Annotated in this window: 14 protein-coding genes and 1 pseudogene; 4 read left to right on the top strand and 11 right to left on the bottom strand. The window is 61.5% G+C overall.

Annotated elements, in window-relative coordinates; all coding sequences use genetic code 11:
* The first annotated feature begins 14 nt into the window (after positions 1-14).
* The gene (locus ACK56M_RS11660) at positions 15-1,691 is read left to right on the top strand and encodes an NAD(P)H dependent flavin oxidoreductase family protein (protein WP_191472840.1); all 1,677 of its coding nucleotides are present in this window, start codon (positions 15-17) and stop codon (positions 1,689-1,691) included.
* Positions 1,692-1,905: 214 nt separating this feature from the next.
* Here ACK56M_RS11660 and dapA read toward each other — a convergent pair whose 3' ends face one another.
* The 4 genes from dapA to ACK56M_RS11640 form a co-directional block, all read right to left on the bottom strand.
* Entirely contained in the window at positions 1,906-2,772 is an 867-nt protein-coding gene (gene dapA, locus ACK56M_RS11655) for a 4-hydroxy-tetrahydrodipicolinate synthase (protein WP_054572901.1), read from the bottom strand.
* Between the two features lie 121 nt (positions 2,773-2,893).
* Complete coding sequence (locus tag ACK56M_RS11650; RefSeq protein ID WP_023661540.1) at positions 2,894-3,046, bottom strand: hypothetical protein; 153 nt, start codon at positions 3,044-3,046, stop codon at positions 2,894-2,896.
* A gap of 103 nt (positions 3,047-3,149) precedes the next feature.
* Positions 3,150-3,407 (bottom strand): PAAR domain-containing protein, encoded by a 258-nt coding sequence (locus ACK56M_RS11645; RefSeq protein ID WP_015270011.1) that lies wholly within the window; start codon positions 3,405-3,407, stop codon positions 3,150-3,152.
* The gene (locus tag ACK56M_RS11640) at positions 3,404-4,213 is read right to left on the bottom strand and encodes a DUF6708 domain-containing protein (protein ID WP_224765925.1); all 810 of its coding nucleotides are present in this window, start codon (positions 4,211-4,213) and stop codon (positions 3,404-3,406) included. Before ACK56M_RS11640 ends, ACK56M_RS11645 begins: the two co-directional genes overlap by 4 nt.
* Positions 4,214-4,378: 165 nt before the next feature.
* Here ACK56M_RS11640 and ACK56M_RS11635 point away from each other — a divergent pair, with 165 nt between their 5' ends.
* A complete protein-coding gene (locus tag ACK56M_RS11635) occupies positions 4,379-5,407 on the top strand; it encodes an IS30 family transposase (protein ID WP_188258425.1) in 1,029 nt (342 codons plus the stop codon).
* 29 nt (positions 5,408-5,436) lie between these two features.
* Here ACK56M_RS11635 and ACK56M_RS11630 read toward each other — a convergent pair.
* The 7 genes and pseudogenes from ACK56M_RS11630 to ACK56M_RS11600 all read right to left on the bottom strand — a co-directional run.
* Positions 5,437-8,554 (bottom strand): annotated as a pseudogene (locus ACK56M_RS11630) (T6SS effector BTH_I2691 family protein); the annotation flags it as partial.
* Complete coding sequence (locus ACK56M_RS11625) at positions 8,551-9,474, bottom strand: hypothetical protein (protein ID WP_015270008.1); 924 nt, start codon at positions 9,472-9,474, stop codon at positions 8,551-8,553. The gene ACK56M_RS11625 and the pseudogene ACK56M_RS11630, both read right to left, overlap by 4 nt.
* Positions 9,474-11,552 carry a type VI secretion system Vgr family protein gene (locus tag ACK56M_RS11620; RefSeq protein WP_411959478.1) on the bottom strand — a complete coding sequence of 693 codons (2,079 nt, stop codon included), beginning with the start codon at positions 11,550-11,552 and terminating at the stop codon, positions 9,474-9,476. Before ACK56M_RS11620 ends, ACK56M_RS11625 begins: the two co-directional genes overlap by 1 nt.
* A gap of 14 nt (positions 11,553-11,566) precedes the next feature.
* Complete coding sequence (gene icmH / locus ACK56M_RS11615) at positions 11,567-12,439, bottom strand: type IVB secretion system protein IcmH/DotU (RefSeq protein WP_015270006.1); 873 nt, start codon at positions 12,437-12,439, stop codon at positions 11,567-11,569.
* A gap of 232 nt (positions 12,440-12,671) precedes the next feature.
* The gene (locus ACK56M_RS11610; protein ID WP_100413685.1) at positions 12,672-13,643 is read right to left on the bottom strand and encodes a biotin-dependent carboxyltransferase family protein; all 972 of its coding nucleotides are present in this window, start codon (positions 13,641-13,643) and stop codon (positions 12,672-12,674) included.
* Positions 13,640-14,527, bottom strand: coding sequence for a 5-oxoprolinase subunit B family protein (locus ACK56M_RS11605; RefSeq protein WP_013972123.1), 888 nt, complete (start codon positions 14,525-14,527; stop codon positions 13,640-13,642). The genes ACK56M_RS11610 and ACK56M_RS11605 overlap by 4 nt, the downstream gene beginning before the upstream one ends.
* Before the next feature lie 90 nt (positions 14,528-14,617).
* Positions 14,618-15,376: a 5-oxoprolinase subunit PxpA gene (locus ACK56M_RS11600; RefSeq protein WP_100413686.1), complete on the bottom strand. Its 759-nt coding sequence runs from the start codon at positions 15,374-15,376 to the stop codon at positions 14,618-14,620.
* Between the two features lie 119 nt (positions 15,377-15,495).
* On the opposite strand from ACK56M_RS11600, the gene ACK56M_RS11595 reads away from it, so the two are divergent.
* Positions 15,496-16,413 carry a LysR family transcriptional regulator gene (locus tag ACK56M_RS11595; RefSeq protein ID WP_015270004.1) on the top strand — a complete coding sequence of 306 codons (918 nt, stop codon included), beginning with the start codon at positions 15,496-15,498 and terminating at the stop codon, positions 16,411-16,413.
* A gap of 244 nt (positions 16,414-16,657) precedes the next feature.
* Positions 16,658-18,511 carry an ABC transporter ATP-binding protein gene (locus ACK56M_RS11590; RefSeq protein ID WP_054571855.1) on the top strand — a complete coding sequence of 618 codons (1,854 nt, stop codon included), beginning with the start codon at positions 16,658-16,660 and terminating at the stop codon, positions 18,509-18,511.
* Positions 18,512-18,574: the final 63 nt, after the last annotated feature.

Raw genomic sequence — 18,574 nt, 5'->3', positions numbered from 1 at the left:
GCCCCGAGATGCCCATGCAGAACCGCCACGTCATTGAATTGTCGCCCTCGGGCAAAACCTTCGACGCCAGCCAGGAGCTGCTGCTCGATGCCATGCTCGCCAGCGGCCTGCCGGTGCCCTTCTCATGCCGCCGCGGCGCCTGCGGGTCGTGCAAGGTCAAGGTGGTGTCGGGGCAGTATCGGGACAAGCAGCGGACGGCAGACATGCCGGCGCCCTGCTACCCCCTGGCCGACGACGAAATGTTGCTGTGCCAGAGCCACGCCTGCAGCGACATGCGCCTGGAAATCCCCGGCTGGTCCCTGGAAACCCAGACACTGGAAATCCACGCGCAGGTACATGGTAAACGCGAACTGAGCGCCGATATCATCGAACTGGTGCTGCAGCCTGCACAGCCGTTGGCGGTACGGGCTGGCCAGTACGTACGCATTCGGCTCGCCAACGGCGATAGCCGCTGTTTTTCCATCGCCAACCTGCCCGACCGGGACCAGGGGAAACTGGTGTTTCACATCCGCAAGGTAAGCGGCGGCCTGTTTACCGAACGCCTGCTGCCAACCCTGCAAGCAGGTGACACCTTGAAGCTGGAAGGGCCGGTGGGTGCCTGCACCTGGCAGCACGAGGACCAGCGGCCCCTGGTGCTGTTCGCCACTGGCACAGGTTACGCCGGCATCAAGCCATTGCTGCTGACCGCCCTGGCAGGTGATGCCGAGGTCACGTTGTACTGGGGCGGCAGATCGGACGCCGACTTCTATGACCGTGAGTTTCTCGATCAGGCCAGCCGTGCACACGCTCACTTTCGCTGGTACCCGGTGCTATCGGACCAGGCGCGGGTGCAGCAGGTAGCGCTGGCCCAGGCCCATCGCTGGGCCGACACCCAGGTCTATGCCTGCGGCAATGCGGCGATGATCAGCCAGGTTCGCGAGCAGTGCCTCGCGGCAGGCCTGCAGGCCCATCGTTTTGTCGCGGAGGCTTTCGTTGCCAGCGGCACACTGGCGCCAGAGGCTTCAACAGCCAGCCCGTTGCACCCGGAGCTTGAAAAAGTCGGCCCACGCTACTCGCTGGACGGCATGCTCGCTGCCCGCGAGCAGTCGGTGCGGGCCGTTGCTGCGATAGCGAACCAGCTGAAAGTCGGCATGACCACTGCCCAGGCGCTGGAGATGGCCGCGCAAACCTTGCAGGCGATGGGTGCATCGCACACCTGGCACCCGACCTACATCCGCTTTGGCGACGACACCGTGCGCACGCCGCGCCAAGGCATTGATCTGCAACGTGTATTACGTACTACGGATATCGTCGTGGTCGACGTCGGCCCGGTATGGGATGGCTATGAGGGCGACTATGGCGACACCTTCGTGTTCGGCCAGCACGAGCTGCACCACGCCTGCGTCAAGGCACTGCATGAGGTGTTCGACGAAACCCGCCAGGCCTGGGGCCGTGGCCTGACCGGGCGCGAACTGTACGACTTCGCCGAGCGCAGTGCCCAGGTAAAAGGCTGGCAGCTGGAGCGCAACCTGGCCGGGCATCGCATCGCCGACTTCCCGCATGTGCTGTATGGGCAGGACAAACTGGCCGAGGTGGAAATCGTCCCGAGCGAAGTGGTGTGGGTGCTGGAGATCCAGTTGTGCCACCCTACCGAGCCGGTCGGGGCGTTTTTCGAAGACATCCTGATTGGCGAGGCCAGGTCGGTCTCCTGAGGTGAAAATTTAGCAGGGGCCCGGTAGGAGCAGCCTTGTGCTGCGAAGAGGCCGGTACAGGCAACAGATACGAATTGTCAGTACGGGCCTCTTCGCAGCACAAGGCTGCTCCTACAAAGGACGCGCCAAGTGAGCGATATTTGTTTTCAACGCGCCAGCGCAGCTCAAAAGGCCGGGCATTCGTCAACAGAACAACAGCCCGGCAGGTACACCCTCAAGCGCCGAGCGAATCCACAACGCTTCGCAGCTTGCCCCGGGTCATCTCCGTGCACGCCTGCATGGGCTCTCGCAGTTCGTCGGTCATCAGCCCCTGCAGCTGCAAGGCCGCCTTGACCACAGCCGGGTTGGGCTCGGCAAAGGCCATCTTCATCCAAGGCAGCAATTGGTAGAACGTGCCGCGCGCGGCTACCCAGTCGCCATGGCCGACCTGCTGCAGCATGCGCACGTACAGGTCGGCGCGTACATGCGCCGAAGCAGAAATGGCCCCTGCGCCACCCAGGCACAGGTTGTTGAAGATCTGCACGTCCTCACCGGCCAGCACCTGGGCGTGGCCGTCCTGGATCAGGGCCATGGTGGTCTCGCTGTCACCGCCGCAGTCCTTCACCGCCGCGATGCGCGGGTGGCGCACGATGCGGCGCAGGGTTTCACGCTCGATACGTACCCCGGTGCGGTAGGGAATGTCGTAGACGATCACCGGTACGCTGGCGGCATCCGCCACGGTGCTGAAGAACGCTTCGATGCCGGCCTGCGAAGGCCGGATGTAGCACGGCGCAGGGACCAGCAGCCCGCCAATCTCACGCCGCTGGATTTCAGCCTGGAAGGCCAACAACTCGCGCAAGTTGTAGCCCGACAAGCCCATCACCACCCTGCCCGGCTCCACCCAGGCCAGCACGGCATCCAGCACGGCCAGTTGTTCGGCCTTGGACAGCGCCGCCGCCTCGCCCGTGGTACCGCACACCACAAAACCGGCCACACCCTCTTCGAGCAGCTTCTTCACCAGTTTTTCCAGGGCGGCGAAGTCGACTTCATTGGCGCGCAATGGCGTGACGAGGGCAATCCAGATACCACGGAAATTCGACATGCAAAAACTCCTGATGTTGACCGAAAGTCAGCGTCAGCAGAGCGGAGAGTCGAAGTGGTCTGGCAGGGATACCTGGCGCCTTCTGTCTCGTCAGCCCACCTGACGAGACAGCGCGCCTCGGTCAGATGAGCGGCTGTTTCTTGGATTTCTTGGCAACGGCAACGCACGCGCCTGCCTGGGCGATGAAGCCCGAAGCGAAAATGGCGTGGTTGGAAATGGACATGCCGGCAAGCCCGTTGCGTGGATATGGCTGGATAATGGTGGCGCGGCGCACTCGGTGTCAACACCGAGATAGCAAACCCATCCGGCTGCGCTGGTGTTCACTGCCAAAGCCGCACAGAGATCTGTGGGCCCGATCTTGTACAAGAGACATTTGATCAGTCCAGCATCCACCCAGCATCACCCTCCTCCAGCACACCACCGTGATCCGTCCGGTCACCTTTACGCGCCACGGCCGCGCCTTCAATCAGGAAATGCTCGGCTCCACTCTCAATCACGGCACCGCACGTGGTCCGATCCCCCACCCTGGCAACCGCCCTGCCGTTGAAGATGTACGTTGCACTGCCGCTTTCTACCTCGTTGATGCCATGCAGCGGGCAGACATGTCGATGGCCTACAAGTACGACAGGATTCATTGGGTCTCTCCTTCTGATGGCCCGGTGCGAGATTCACGGTCTATCTCCTCTGGCCAATTAACCTTGGGTGCCAGGCAATGCATGTGGCTCAGGCCATCGTCATCGTTCCAGTCACGGGGTGGGTGTACGAACTTCGGCAGGGCTTCGGGGCCTTGCTGCATGAATAGCCGGGCGATGGCCCAGTAGGCTTCACCGTGGTACAGGTCGTGGGTGAAGAAGACGCGGTCGATGACTTCGTTGGTTTCCGGGTTGCGGACCGACAGCATGACGTTTTCGATCAGCCCACCGTGGCCGGGGGCGTAGACTCGGTAGACTTCGGCGGTTACGTCGTCCCAGTTGTAGGCGACCGGTTTAACGCCCCAGTGTTTGCGGCTGAACAGATAGATGTAGTGGAATCTGAATTGATAGAGATAAATTTTGCGTCGCAGGCGATTGAAGCGGATTGGTTCGTCCCTTGGGAGCATTAGGTCGATCTTTACAAAGGACGCAACAGCCCACATTCCAATCAGAGGCACCAGCACTATAATAACAGCAACATACCAGTCACGCGACCAACTAACATCCAGCATAAGCAAATACAAATATATAAGCGCACCAGAAGACGCGATCAACCCTGGAATGCCCAGCAGGACCGCAACACCACGCAAACTGACAGTAGATCGAGGAAGCTCCAAGTACACTTTATCTAGATAGTTAGGTGATGGATTTATATCCTCAAAACTAAAACGCGGAACCTTCTGCGAGCTGACATCAGGCAGATCATAACTCCAACAAAGAGCCCGCCGAGCCCTGAACTTAGCTTTCACTCATTAGCCTCCTTGGCACAAACCTCAACATAGGCATTCGGCACATTCCTATCTGGCCAATACATCACTAAAAGTGTCGCAGCTCTAATATTATGCAGCCCGATAGTCGGGGCGGCGGCAAAAACTGAGTGCAACACCTGACCTTTCCGGTACGGTGCTGCCCCTATGTCTTATTCCGAACTCAGCGTTGAAGAACGCGCCACCATTCAAATCGGTCGTACCCAAGGCTTCAGCCTGCGCAGGATTGCCTGCTTGATCAACCGATCCCCTTCGACCATCAGCCGTGAGCTGCGCCGTAACCGAGGTGCTTGCGGTGGCTACTCGGCCCGCCTGGCCCAGCAGCAAATGCAGGCCCGCCGCCAACGCTGTCGACCGAAACGAAAGCTCTTGCCGAGTAGTGAGCGCTTCCAGTTGGTGGCCCATATGCTGCGCGAGCGTTTGTCTCCCGAGCAGATTGCCGGCAAGCTGCGCAGCATGAACATTCCCAGCCTCAGAGAAGCCTACGTCTGTCGCGAGACGATCTACAACGCGATCTATGCCCTGCCAGTGGGTGAGCTGCGTAAGGAGCTGATCATCTGTCTGCGCCAAGGCAAGACGACGCGCCGACCGCGCTCTGGTGGCGTGGATCGGCGCGGCCAGATCCCCGAGATGGTCAGTATTCATGTGCGCCCGCCGGAGATTGAAGACAGGCTGATGCCGGGGCATTGGGAAGGCGACCTCATCAAGGGCAAGGCCAACGCCTCGTGTGTAGGCACGCTGGTGGAGCGAACCAGTGGCTACCTGATGCTGGTAAAGATGAACGACGCGACGGCGACCTCGGCGATGGAAGGCTTCAGTGCAGCGCTCAATGGCATGCCGCTGGCGATGCGCAAGAGCATGACCTACGACCAGGGCCGAGAAATGGCGCGGCATGCTGAAATCACCCAGCAGACCGGGGTGGCAATTTACTTCTGCGACCCGCACAGCCCCTGGCAGCGCGGCAGCAACGAAAACATCAACGGCCTGATTCGCCAGTACTTGCCCAAGGGCACAGACCTGTCGGTACATAGCCAGGAGGAGCTGGACGCCATTGCCTTGCAACTGAATATGCGTCCCCGTAAGCGCTTCGATTTCAAATGTCCGATCGAAATGATGAGTGAGGTGATGCAAAAGGCCATGGCTATGCGGCACGATGCGCCCACTTCAATCCAATAACCGTGTTGCACTCAGCTTCTGCAACCGCCCGGCATAAGTTCCACAGCTCCGGTGATTTCCAACCTGGACACATGCAAGCCACCTAAGCCCCACGATCGTCGCTGTTTATTCACCAAAAAATCACTTTTGTAGTCAGGCGACCTTGGCTGAGAAAAGCCAGGGAGTTTTACAGCTTTAGCAAGATCCTTGACTGGAAAGGCCTGATATTCATCAACAATAAGAGTCTCACCGCCGAAAAATTCGGGGAAGGTTCCGTCACCCTGTCGATGTACTACTAGAGTCCAACGAAAGGCCGAGTTCTGATCACTGTACCCAGGCAATTCAATTCGAAACTTAAGTTGATGTTCTAGCTCCAAGCTGACCAAGCCACCTATCTTGGAGGCAGCCGGATCGCTTGAGCGCCTGGATTCGAAATGAACCCCCACATACACGCCTAGCGTGGCCGCATTAAGCTCTGCAAATGCAATATCTGCATACTCAGGAACATCCCAATGCACAGCTGGCTTTTCATCAGCCTTACCAAAGTAGCAGCGTCGTGCCCAGCGCTCTAGTGCGGTAGATTCGCTTCCCTCAGCCAACTTGCTGATTGCGTAGGCAGTGAGCGCCAGCACTACAGCCAGACCTAAAGGCCCTAATACAAATGACTTAATAACTGCATAGGCAAATACCCCAGTGGAGATGCCATATACGAACCCTGCACCATAATAAAGCGCTCCCGCCTTACTATCCGCTGCTGTCAGTGCGCGTTTAGCAGCAGAAAATGCTTGCACCGTGTCAAAAATCCCAGCTATCGCACTGACCATTGCACCGAGCCTTATCAGCGACACTCCAGCTCCGGACGTGCTTTTAGCCCATGACTCAGCCATGTGGCCGGTACTTGATCTCAAAATGAGCCCAACCAGTTCGACTTGCCCTCCCAACAGGCCCAACTGCGATCCTTGCAACGCCAATTTGGCCTCAAACGCCTTGGGCCCAATCTCCGTTTCCGCCTTTTCCTGATTCCTGCCCAGGCTGTCCTGCTGTAAATACAACCCGCCTATCGCCAGCAATAACTCCCAACTACCTGCCACACCACGTAAACCGGAGAACCCGGTCCGTACTAACCTGGCAGCCTGCTGCGATGTGATCTGCATCCCTTGAAACAACTTGCGCGCATTTGTCTCCAACGTCCCCGCCGCCACCGAGATATCCACCAAGGCAAGCTCCGCCGCGCTGCTGGCCTGGGTCACGCCCATGCTGGCCTCCTTGAACAACCGCCCATGCACTTCCTCGGCCTTGCCCTCGACCCACACCGTCACGCTGATCATCGAATTGGTGAACCGTGGATCGAGCACGGCCAGGCTCATCAGCCCGTGCTGGATGATCGGCCGCACCTTGCGCATGGCCTTCATCGAGCCAAACTCGAAGTCATCGATATTGCGGTGCATCCGGTCCCGCGCCTCGGCGATCGACGCGTTGGCCTTATGCTGCAACTCCCGGAGGTGGGCGCTCTGCAAGGCGTAGTACTCGCCCAGCTTCATCTTCACTTCCAGCTCGATCAGATGGACGCCGTTGTAGAGAAACTGCGTGGCACTGTTCAAATGCCGCACAGCCTTCTGAATACCAGGTGACAAACATGGCGCCAGCCGCTGACTGGCCGCATTGAGTGCGCTCTGCGTTTCAGCAATGGCCTGTTTGAGGGTATTGCGCGTGCGCAAGCCGGCGTCATCGCTGGCGATGATCTTGCTCAGCATGCCGTAGAGCTTGTCGCTGTCGTTCCAGCTGATCGCTTCTGTGGCGGAGAAACTGGGCAGCAGCCCGGCCAGCAGTGCCTGGTCGCGTATCAGCAAGGCACGGTAGGGCGGGCTGTCCGGGTCCTGCAGCCATTTCAGCCAGAGCAGTTCGCTGGTGCCGGAAGCGGGAACATGCGGTTCAAGGCGGGGGACGACAGCTTCCGTAACCCCACCGCCCAGGCACAGGGCCATGGTCTTGGCGTAGGCCACCCCGGACTCACGATCGTTACCGTCGTAGTCGTACGCCTCGGCCACCTTGAACATGGGCGTATCGAACAAGGCAACGTACGCCTGCGCGTCCTTGTCGATGTAACGCTGAAACTCACGTTCCTGCTGCTCATAGTCAGCCTGGAACGCGGCCCGCTGCGGTTCGTGGTAGCGCTCTTCAAGCCGCTCGTCACTCTCCTGCTGCGCACGCTCGACCAACAGCTGCCGCTCGACTGCCGGGGCGGTGAACACCGGCGGCCCATCACCCGTCATCGGTTCCAGCGACGGCACCTTCTGCGCCGCCCATTCCCTGTGCGTGGCGCGAATGATCTGCAGGATCTGCGAGGTTTGCAGCTGATAGGCGCGCATCGGTTCTTCACGCCAGGCCTGACGCTTCAGTACCCAGTTCAGCCGCTGATGGTTGTACTCCTGAATCAGCCCGACAGTGTCGTCGAGCACCACCGCCAGCACGCCGTTTTCCAGCTTGTGCCGGTTGATCGCATTGACCAGATACCCTCGCAGGGCGAACCGGCGCAACCAGCGGCTGTGGAAACCATGCGCACTGTCGAAGGGGGCACAGCCATGCTGGGCGTACTCGAACACCTGCTGGTCGACCCCAAGCTTATCGGGCGTCATGGCGATGCCTAACAGTTCGGGATTGTTGCGGGCCTGAATCAGGTCCAGGCCCTCGAAGCGATGCGCAGGCGACGCGCCGCTCTTGTAGGCGTTCAGCAACGCTCACCGGCCAAGGATCGCTGGAGAAGGCCAGCCAGGCGCTGGTGTACCTGCCGGTATCGAGGTTGAGAAAGGCCGAAGGAATGTCGTGATCTGCGTTCACGCATTTTTCGGGCAGCGGGGAAGGCGGGCCATCTGGCGGCTCGTAAGGGTTGAAGCGGCGCAGATGACCTTGCTCGCTGACGGCATAGGCATGCCAGACCTGCTGGTCGAGCAGCACATACAGGAAGCCCCTGCGCAAGGTGCGCAAGCCGATCTTTGTCGAGATATGCCGGTTATCCGCCACGGTGGAGACACACTCGGGGCGGGTATCGGGCACCAGGGCGCGGCGCAGCGGCAGGATCGGCAGGCCCTGGCGCTCGCAGAACATGCACTGGTCGTGCGGCAGCCCGGCTTCGGCGATCGCGAGGGCAATACGTTGGCTGATGGTCATGAGCGATTCTCGGATTTCGGCAGGCATTCGATCAGTTGGCGCCATTGCGCCTCGGAGTAGCGGGCGAGCAACGCGGCAAGAGGCGCCTGGCCTCTGGCCGCTGCATCGATCATTTCGCCCACCGCAGGTACGGTATGCAGCCTCGGGTGAATGCACAGGTGATGGAGAGCGAAGGCCACGATGTCCTCCATCTCGCTCAGGCCCAACCTGCGTGCATCATCGATATGGTTCGAAGCACGCACCGCAGCAAACGGTGGAATCTGACACTGATTGATGTGCTGCGAACCCGCCCGCAACACTCTCCAGGTAGCCAGCACACGTTCGATCAGCCCCACGTCATCCTGAATTCGCCGCGCAGGGGTCGGCAAAGGGTGTCGCTGCCCGCTCTGCCCTTTCAGGCTTGCCAACCTCCCACCGCTACTCAGGAACAACCAGTCACTGATCGGCCACCATGGGCCTTGTTCAAGCCGCTCGAACGTCGCCGCAAGCAACTCCAGCCGGACGGGTTCGTAGACCGGGTAGCAGCCAAATTCCCGATTGGAATCGGGTAGCCGACACAAGGCCGTGAGATGGGACGCGACAGTGGCCGAAGGCGCCTCACTGAACAGCCAGCCACACAGGTAACGCCGTTGCTGAAACAACGCCCTCTGCGCCGCTCGGGCGGTCAGTTCCAACAGACGGCGACTGGGGACCATGCCGGGCGAAGCCAGGCAGACCAGTACGGGATGCAGTTGGGGGGCATGGGCCAGGTCGGCCCGGTGCACACGGGTCAATGCCTGCTCACCCAGGGCATTGCGCAGCGGGGCAAGCACGCCGTGGTCGCCATCGTGAGCAGTCGCAAGCGGATCTATCAGCACATGGCAGTACAAGTGCGCCCCATGATGGCTTTCGATGAGCCTCGCCAGGTTGTCAGTGCGCATCAGGCCTTGGCCTCGCACTTGTTGCTGGCGTCAGGCGCAAGCGTAAGTGGCTGGCTGTTTCCAGCCCCTGACGCAGCCGCGCTGGTTTGCCCCAACAGCTCGAGCTTCAGCCCGTTGATAGTGATGCCCTGCCCGTCCAGCACAATGCTGCCGCCCGCGGTTCTGAACTCGATGCGCTCACTGGCGCGCAGCTGATAGATCGTCGTATGTTGCTCCATGCCCTGCCCGACGGTGACCTTTTGCGTACCTTTGACGACCAGCTCGGCGTCTTTCCCGACAAGGGCCCTGTGATTGGCCCCTGTTGATTCGCTACGGTCGTTGCCTATCTTCTCGATCAGGTCCTGCTTGATGTCTACGTGGCAGGTTTGCCCAATGAGCTGGGTATGGTCACCCCCGGTTTCCTGGCGGAAGTCATTGCCGATATTCAAGTGCTCATCATTGCCGACCTGCTCGACACGATTACGCCCCACACGCGTGGTCTCATCATTGCCGACTACATTGTTCTGGTCCCGTTGGGCATGGATGAACACTTCTTCCTTGCCGAGTTCGTCCTCGAAGCGCAGCTCGTTGAAGCCATCGCCCTTGTGGGTCTGGCTCTTGATGGTCATGCGCGTCTTGTGTTCGGGCAGGTCGTACGGCGGCAGCTGGTCGCCGCAATAGGTACGCCCGGTGATCATCGGCTGGTCGGGGTCGGCGTTGACGTACTGGACGATCACGTCCTGGCCAATGCGCGGGATGGCCATCGAACCCCAGCTACCACCGGCCCAGCCTTGCGACACGCGCACCCAGCAGGAGCTGAACTCGTTGTTCTCGCTCTCCCGGTCCCAGGGGAAGCTCACCTTGACCCGGCCCCACTCGTCGCAGTAGATCTCTTCCCCGGGCGGCCCGACGACCGTGGCCATGTGCGGGCCGTCGATGCGTGGCTTGGGCAACGGCGCCGGGCGCCATTCGATTCGGCCGGGCACCAGCACGGCTTCCTGCGAGTAGCGCGTTCCTTGTTCGGCCCCGGCAGCTTCTTCTTGCAGGCTGGTGAACTGGCTGCCCTCGTGATGTACACGCATCACACGCCAATGGGCGTTGAGGTCTTTGCGCGGGTGTTCGATGAGGGTAAAGCTCAGCCCCGGTTGCAGGCGTACATCGTCACCCTCGACTTCGGCAATACGGGCGTCATGGCGCAGGGCCGTCAAGCGCGTGGCGGTAAAGGGCACTCCGACCGCATCGCGCTTGTAGCGGCCGGGGTAGTCGAAGCGCTCATAGTCCCGGGACTGATGGGTGATGCCACTGTCACCTGCGCGGTGTTCCTGCCGGTACTGCGGGTTGGTGAAGGTGTAGTCCCGCTGCACCTGACGTGCAGTGCGTACCTGTTCGCTGTAACGCAGGCGGCGCAGGCAAGGCCTGGCCTGGTCGCCACCGCTGTTGGCACGGTACAGCACCTGGCCGGGGCCGATGTCGTCTTCGTCGAAGAAGTCTTCATCCTCGTCGTCGGCCTTGAGCGCGCTTCGGCTGATCTGCCCCAGCGCCAGCAGTCGGTCGGTGATGACCAGCTGATGGTGTTTCGGTGTGTGCTCGAAGCGATAGACGAAACCCTCTTCCCCCGCCAGGCGGGCGATGAAGTCGAGGTCCGTTTCACCGGCCTGTACGCAGAACTCGCGCACCTGATGCTCGCCCATGCTGTTGATTTCGAAACGGGCAATGCCCTGGCGCTTGAGCATCAATTCGAGAATCTGCGGCACGGTTTTCTGCTGGAAGATGCGCCAGTTCGAACGTAAGCCGGCACGGGCCAGCACGGGCTCGACCAATGCGCGGTAACGGGTGCGATAGAACCCCGTCTCACCCTGGCTGAAACTGCTGACCAGGCCGTGCACATAGCGCAGGGGGCGCTCACCGCGCCAGATCGTGAACAGCACTGGTTGGTCGAGCAACTGGCCGAAGTCGACCTCGTCTTCAAAACTGATCAATTCCAGCTTCAGCTGGAACGGTGAGCTGATCATTTCGTCGAGTTCGAACGAAACCACCTCGAAGTCAATCTGGCCAGCCAGCGGCTGGAAGGTGAAGCGCAAGTCGGATTGGCTAGGCATGCGGATCCCCTTTGCTACTGCTGCAAAATGCCGTTGAGCGACTCCAGCACCTCGGCGGTGATCAAGCTCAGGCGGTAGCTGTAGTAGCAGTAGGCGCAGACCATGGCGATGGCGGAGATCACCAACGGGCTCCACCAGGGCCATTCCCGACGACGCATGCGGTGGGGGCGATGGACCACGTTGGTATAGGGGTCGCCCGGGAATTCCGGCGTGGGGCCGCGCAGTGCACGAATGACCTTGTGCATCCGCGAAATCAGGGCGTTGATGATTTCATCGCACTTCGGGTCCAGGGCGTACTTGCCCTTCAGGCCCAGGCAAAAGCAGAAGTACAGGAACTCCAGCACATCCTGGAACTCCTCCGGAGACTGCATCAACCGCTCCAGCAACACGAAGATCTTCTCGCCACCCTGGGTTTCGCCATGGAAGATGCTGAGCAGCGGTTCGTGGCTCCAGCACGAATTGTTCCCCCAGGGGCGACTCATCACGGCCTCGTCCAGGTAAAGGCACAAGGCATAGGAATAGGCTTCGAGGTGCACAGAGGAATAACCGTGCTGCTGTATTTCCTCGCGGATTGTGCTGACCTGAATCTGCAGGGTCTTGTGCACATGTTCGATGTTGGGCAGGTCATCCAGCGTACGCAGGCGTATGACCAGGCCGAACAGCGGGTTGGCCGCGTCGAGCATCAGGTTGGCGAAGCCGCCGCGTAGCTGGAAGTCCGGGTCGGCCGGATAACCCTCATGATCCGCGCGCCTGCCCTGGCCGGGTGGATAAGGTGAATCGCTGCCCTCCGGGACATCGAGCATGGCATGCAGGCTGCTTTCGGTTACGTCATGGGCAGCGTTGGCGGCCTGGGGTTTTCCAATATGAACAGCAGATGGGCCGGGCATGAAGAGGTCCTTGTCTTCCAGTTAGGCTGAAGACATGAACACTATCGGGGAATCAATTCTTCGAGGAGCGTGGTGCGTCCCAAAGCGCTGTAGGAATTTTCTCCTTTTGGCTTGTCTGGACGCTGTGATGCCGGAATTCCGGGGCCGCTCGGCGGCCCTTTCGCGTCACAAGGCCGCTCCTGCAACGACTGCGCCAGCCCTTGTGTGGGTGGCGCACCGCCGCAAACATCAATCAGCCAAACAATCTGGCCAGGAAACCCAGCTTCTTCTTGTACGAGCGCCGAGCTTCCAGGGCTTCCTCCAGGCTTACCTCGAGGAACCGCGCCTGCTGATTGGGCTGCATCTGCCCGATCAAATCCAGGTCGGCGCTGATCACCGTGCCGATCATGGCGTAGCCGCCACCCGACACCGCGTCACGGTGCAGGATGATCGGCTCCAGCCCCGCGGGCACCTGGATCGAGCCGATCGGGTAGCAGCTGTCAACGATGTTCGACGGGTCCGAGCCGGCCCCGAACGGCTGCTCCCGTGGCTGGAAGCTCAAGGCACTGCCGCCCTTGTAGCGATAGCCGATACGGTCGGCCTCGGAGCCGACCGTCCAGGCTTCGGTGAAAAAGCTTTGCACCGCAGCCTTGGTCAGGCGGTGAAAATACAGCCCCGGCACTACCCGCAGCACCACCTCGCCGCCCAAGGCCTGGCGCAAGGCCATCGGCAGGCTCGCGCCGGCGCGGGTCTTGCCGCTGGGCATGCCGACCGGCAACAGGTCACCCGCCATCAGCTTGCGCCCTTGCAAGCCACCCAATGCACCCAACGCATAGGTGGAGCGGCTGCCGAGCACCTCGGGTACATCGATACCGCCGGCCACCGCCAGGTAGGCCCGGGCACCTGCGGTAGGGAAGCCGAAACGCAACACCTGCCCGGCACGTACGGCAAACGCGGTGTCCGGGCGTTGCTCACGGCCATCGAGCAAGGCCGGCATCTGCGCACCGCAAACCGCCACCAGGGCATCCCGCTGGAACTCCAGCTCCGGCCCCACCAGCGCACACTCAAGGCCGGCGGCGCCGGACGGGTTGCCCACCAGGTGGTTGGCCGCCCTCAGGGCGTACTGGTCGAGGGCGCCGGACGGCGGGATGCCCAGATGGTAGTAGCCTTCGCGGCCCAGGTCCTGCACCGAGGTAGCCAAGCCGGGTTTGAGTACCTTGATCATGCCAGCACCTCCTGCAGAGTCCGTGGATAACCGACCGGGTCGGCAAGGAACGCGTCCAGGGAGAATTCCACCGGGCGAATGCGCAGGTCGAAACGGCCTTCTTCGACATCCGCCACCGCCTGGTCGTAGGTGCGGCGGTCAATGGGTTTGAACTGCACGATGTCTCCCGGGCGGAAGAACACCATGTGCTCCTTCAGGTAGTTCAGCGTCTGCTGCGGGTCGTAGATAGGCGCCGGAGTGACGCCGAACATCTGGTAGCCACCTGCCCCGCGCACTGAATAGATGCAGCCGAAACAGCCGCCATGGCCAAGGGTGAGCTTGGGGGTGTCAGTACGCGGGCGCAGGTACTTGGGCACCTGCAGTTGCCGCTCTCGCTCGACCATCTGGAACATGAACGGCAGGCCGGCAACGAACCCGACCATCGACACGAACCACGGCGCACCGCTGTGCGCGGCAATGAACCCCTCGACATCGGCCAGGCCGTTGATCCGCGCGGCGTACTCCAGGTCGGTGCTGCCCGGGTCCTGATGGCGGTCACGAAAACGCATCAGTGTTTCATGGGTCCAGGGGTCGTTGTACAGCACTGGAATCTCGATGATCCGTGTCTGCAACGAGCGCTCGGCCACCGCCTGCGCTTCGGCACCGCGCACCGCCTCCAGCAGTGCCTGCGGCGCGATACGGTCCGGGTCGAAGCGAATCTGGAACGAGGCGTTGGCCAGGCACACATCCAGCACGCCATCCAGGGCCAGCCGCTCCACCGCGCGGGTGACAGCCATGCCCTTGAAAAAGGCCTCCAGCGACATGCTCTCGCTGACTTCGGCAAACAGGTGCTCGTCGGCGCCGAAGCTGTAGCGGATAGGGGTTGTAGCGAGCGGTTCGGCCATGACTGTTCCTTTTCTTGGAGTCTTTACAGAAAGGCAGGCGAAAGCAAATTGCACGGGCTCCGGCGTATACCTGCCGGATGCCCCACGGATTCAGCGTGGCGCACGCACCACGATACCGGCAGCGTCCAGCGCCTTGCGCGTGGCCTCGACCAGGTCGAGCGCCCCCGGGGTGTCGCTGTGCAGGCAGATGGAATCGAATTCGATGGCCAGGTCCTGGCCCTCGACCGTGCGCACCACGCCTTGCTGACAAGCCCGCAACACCCGTTCAGCGACCGCTCCAGGTTCGTAGCCCCGCACATTGCGGGTGAACACGATCGAACCGCTCAGGTCGTACTCGCGGTCGGCGTAGAACTCGCGAATTACCGGCTGGCCAAGCTCCTGGGCAATGCGGCAGATCACCGAACCCGGCATGCAGTACAGCAGCAGCTCCGGCTCGATCACTCGCAGGTTCTCCACCAGCAGCCGTGCAGCTTCTTCGTCACGTGCCAGATGCATGTACAGGGCACCGTGCGGCTTGATGTGCTGCAGGCGCACGCCCTGGGCGCGGGCAATTTCACGCAGGGCGCCGAGTTGGTAGAGCATGTCGTCGACCAGTTCCTGGGCCGGGGCATTGATGTGTCGGCGGCCGAAGCCGACCAAGTCACGGAACCCAGGGTGCGCCCCCACTGCGACGCCCAGGGCCTTGGCCCGCTCGACGGTACGGCGCATGGTGCCGGGGTCACCAGCATGGAAGCCGGTGGCGATGTTGGCCGTGCTGATGTAGCCCATCAGCTCGTTGTCGACGCCGTCGCCAATCATCCACGGGCCAAAGCCCTCACCCATGTCCGAGTTGAAATCCACCACCTGCATGACTGTCTCTCCTGGCGCTTGTGACTGCATGCAAGCCACGTTAGATTCTCCGCACCCCCTTGGGAAGATCTATAAACAGATAGGGTGTCTTCTGAAAATCAGATACCTCGGGAGCTATCGTGTCACTGACCCTGCGCCAGGTCCGCTATTTCGTCGCCACCGCCGAGATCGGCCAGATTTCCCAGGCGGCAATCCACCTGAACATTTCCCAGTCTGCAGTGACCACGGCTATCAAGGAGCTGGAGGCGATGCTCGGCGTGCTGCTGTTCCAGCGCTCGGCGCAGGGCATGAGCCTGACCGAGGCCGGCCGGCACTTCCTCAACCGCGCCTACGTGATCCTGCGTAGCGTGGACGATGCGTTGAATAGCCCGCTGCCGGACGTGCGCGCCAGTGGCCTGCTGCGCCTGGCGGCAAGCTACACGGTGATCGGCTACTTCCTGCCCCATCACCTGCAGCGGCTGGAGCACTGGCATCCGGATGTGACCTTGGAGCTGTACGAGCAGGAGCGCAGCGCCATCGAGCAAGGGTTGCTGGAGGGTCGTTTCGACATGGCAGTGGTACTCACCGCCAACCTCACCCACCCGGACATCGTCTCGGAAACCCTGTTCAACTCCGAACGCCGCCTGTGGCTGCCTGGCAACCATCCGCTGTGCGAGCGCTCGGCGGTAAGCCTGGCCGATGTGGCCTGCGAGCCGTTCATCCTGCTGACCGTGGATGAGGCCGAGCAAAGCGCCATGCGCTATTGGGAGCAGGCCGGGCAGCGGCCGAGAGTGCGGGTGCGGACCAGTTCGGTGGAGGCCGTGCGCAGCATGGTTGCCAATGGTAGCGGTGTAGCGATCCTGTCGGACCTGGTGCACCGGCCTTGGTCGCTGGAGGGCAAGCGTATCGAGACGGTTAGCATCAGCGACCCGGTGACACCGATGAGCGTCGGGTTGGCCTGGCACCGGGAACGGGCGTTCAGCCCGGCGATGCAGGCTGTACGCAATTACTTCCATGATGCTTTTTTGGCACCGCAGCAGTTGTCGGCACGGCGCTGACCGTTCCCTGCAGGCCCGATCTCGTCGCGGGTACCCCTACAGCACCAAGGCAAAATGAAATCAGACAGAAATGTAATAATTTGCAAAGTTTTGTTAACAACGACCGTTGGGTCAGTGTCTGTCAGTTAAGGTTGCCGGCTTGACTGGGGCTGCATTGCAGCCCAAGCCTGCCATGGCGACAGCGGACATATCGCTGCGTGTCATGGTCACCGGCCAGGCAAGAATTGATTTTCCGGAGACAAGCATGCTTCGCATCTTTGAGCGCTGGCTCGATCCCTTCCCACCTGATGAGGTACCACCGCCACCGGTTGGCCTGTTGCGCTTCATGTGGGCCTGCACCCGGGGCGCACGCGGCTACATCCTGGCGCTTGCGCTGCTCAGTGCCGGGGTATCGATCTACGAAGCCTGGCTGTTCGCCTTTCTCGGCCAGGTCGTGGACCTGCTCTCGGCCTGGCAGGCCGGCGGTACCGTCGGCCCCGAAGAAACCCGGGTGCTGTGGGGTATTGGCATCGTCCTGCTGGTCAGCATCGGGCTGGTGGCGCTGCGCACCATGGTTCAGCACCAGGTGCTGGCGATCAACTTGCCGCTGCGGCTGCGCTGGGACTTTCACCGGCTGATGCTACGCCAGAGCCTGTCGTTCTTTTCTGACGAGTTTTCTGGTCGGGTCACCACCAAGGTGATGCAGACGGCACTGGCGGTGCGCGATGTGTTGTTCACCATCATCGAGATCCTGCCCGGGATCGGGGTGTACTTCATCGCGATCATTGCCTTGGCCGGTGGCTTTGCCCTGAAACTCATGCTGCCATTCATTGCCTGGGTCGTACTGTTCGGCCTGGCCATGCTGTATTTCGTGCCACGCCTGGGCAAGGTCGGCCAGGAGCAGGCCAATGCGCGATCGTCGATGACCGGGCGGGTGTCCGACGCCTACACCAACATCACCACGGTGAAGCTGTTCTCGCACGCCAACCGCGAAGCGCACTTCGCGCGCGCGGCCATGGAGGACTTCAAGCAGACCGGCTTTCGCCAGATGCGTCTGGTCAGCCAGTTCGAAATCGTCAACCAGGCGCTGGTGGTGGGCTTGATCATCGCTGCCGGTGGCTATGCGCTGTGGCTGTGGCACCAGGGCCAGGTCGGTACCGGGGCGGTGGCGGCGATCACCGCCATGGCCTTGCGTATCAACGGCATGTCGCACTGGATCATGTGGGAGATAACCTCGCTGTTCGAAAACATCGGCACCGTGCAGGACGGTATGGCCACCCTCACCCGCGGCCCCAAGGTAAAGGATGCGCCGGGCGCTGCCGAGCTGGTAACCACGGGTGGCGCGGTGAGTTTCGACAAGGTGGGCTTCAACTACAACGGCGAGCGTCAGGTGCTCGACGACCTGAGCCTGCACATTCGCCCGGGCGAAAAAGTCGGCCTGGTCGGCCGCTCCGGCGCCGGCAAATCCACCTTGATCAACCTGCTGCTGCGCTTCTACGACGTGGACAGAGGGGAAATCCGTATCGACGGGCAGAACGTGGCCAAGGTCACTCAGGACAGCCTGCGCGCGGCGATCGGCATGGTCACCCAGGACACCTCGCTGCTGCACCGCTCGATTCGCGACAACATTGCCTATGGCCGCCCCGATGCCACCGAAGCGCAGATCCGCGCCGCTGCGGCCAATGCCCAGGCCGATGGTTTCATCAGCCAGCTCAGCGACCGCCAGGGCAACACGGGTTACGACACCTTGGTGGGAGAGCGCGGCATCAAGCTGTCAGGTGGCCAGCGCCAGCGCATCGCTATTGCCCGGGTGATGCTTAAGAACGCGCCGATCCTGCTGCTGGACGAAGCCACCAGTGCGCTGGACTCGGAAGTGGAAGTGGCCATTCAGGAGAGCCTGGATGAAATGATGCAAGGCAAGACCGTCATCGCCATCGCCCACCGGTTGTCGACGATTGCCGCCATGGACCGGCTGATCGTGATGGATGAAGGGCGCATCATTGAGCAAGGCACCCATGCGGAACTGCTGGCGAAGAATGGTACTTATGCGCGGTTGTGGCAGCACCAGAGCGGCGGGTTCCTGGGTGAGGACCAGGGTGTGGCCGAGGCGATGGAGTAGACGCAAGGAGGGATCAGGCACCGCGTCGCCTGCTTCGCGGGCACGCCCGCTCTCATAGAACAA

This window comes from Pseudomonas sp. s4, assembly GCF_046764235.1.
GTDB lineage: Bacteria > Pseudomonadota > Gammaproteobacteria > Pseudomonadales > Pseudomonadaceae > Aquipseudomonas > Aquipseudomonas asiatica.
The sequence above is the reverse complement of the archived record's forward strand: the minus strand, read 5'-3'. Positions and strand labels throughout refer to the sequence as shown.

What these genes read in the sequence shown, in the direction of transcription:
- ACK56M_RS11660 (WP_191472840.1), top strand. Translation starts at nt 15, where the DNA reads ATGCAGAACCGCCACGTCATTGAATTGTCGCCCTCGGGCAAAACCTTC.
- dapA (WP_054572901.1), bottom strand. Translation starts at nt 2,772, where the DNA reads ATGTCGAATTTCCGTGGTATCTGGATTGCCCTCGTCACGCCATTGCGC.
- ACK56M_RS11645 (WP_015270011.1), bottom strand. Translation starts at nt 3,407, where the DNA reads ATGAATCCTGTCGTACTTGTAGGCCATCGACATGTCTGCCCGCTGCAT.
- ACK56M_RS11635 (WP_188258425.1), top strand. Translation starts at nt 4,379, where the DNA reads ATGTCTTATTCCGAACTCAGCGTTGAAGAACGCGCCACCATTCAAATC.
- ACK56M_RS11625 (WP_015270008.1), bottom strand. Translation starts at nt 9,474, where the DNA reads ATGCGCACTGACAACCTGGCGAGGCTCATCGAAAGCCATCATGGGGCG.
- ACK56M_RS11620 (WP_411959478.1), bottom strand. Translation starts at nt 11,552, where the DNA reads ATGCCTAGCCAATCCGACTTGCGCTTCACCTTCCAGCCGCTGGCTGGC.
- icmH (WP_015270006.1), bottom strand. Translation starts at nt 12,439, where the DNA reads ATGCCCGGCCCATCTGCTGTTCATATTGGAAAACCCCAGGCCGCCAAC.
- ACK56M_RS11610 (WP_100413685.1), bottom strand. Translation starts at nt 13,643, where the DNA reads ATGATCAAGGTACTCAAACCCGGCTTGGCTACCTCGGTGCAGGACCTG.
- ACK56M_RS11605 (WP_013972123.1), bottom strand. Translation starts at nt 14,527, where the DNA reads ATGGCCGAACCGCTCGCTACAACCCCTATCCGCTACAGCTTCGGCGCC.
- ACK56M_RS11600 (WP_100413686.1), bottom strand. Translation starts at nt 15,376, where the DNA reads ATGCAGGTGGTGGATTTCAACTCGGACATGGGTGAGGGCTTTGGCCCG.
- ACK56M_RS11590 (WP_054571855.1), top strand. Translation starts at nt 16,658, where the DNA reads ATGCTTCGCATCTTTGAGCGCTGGCTCGATCCCTTCCCACCTGATGAG.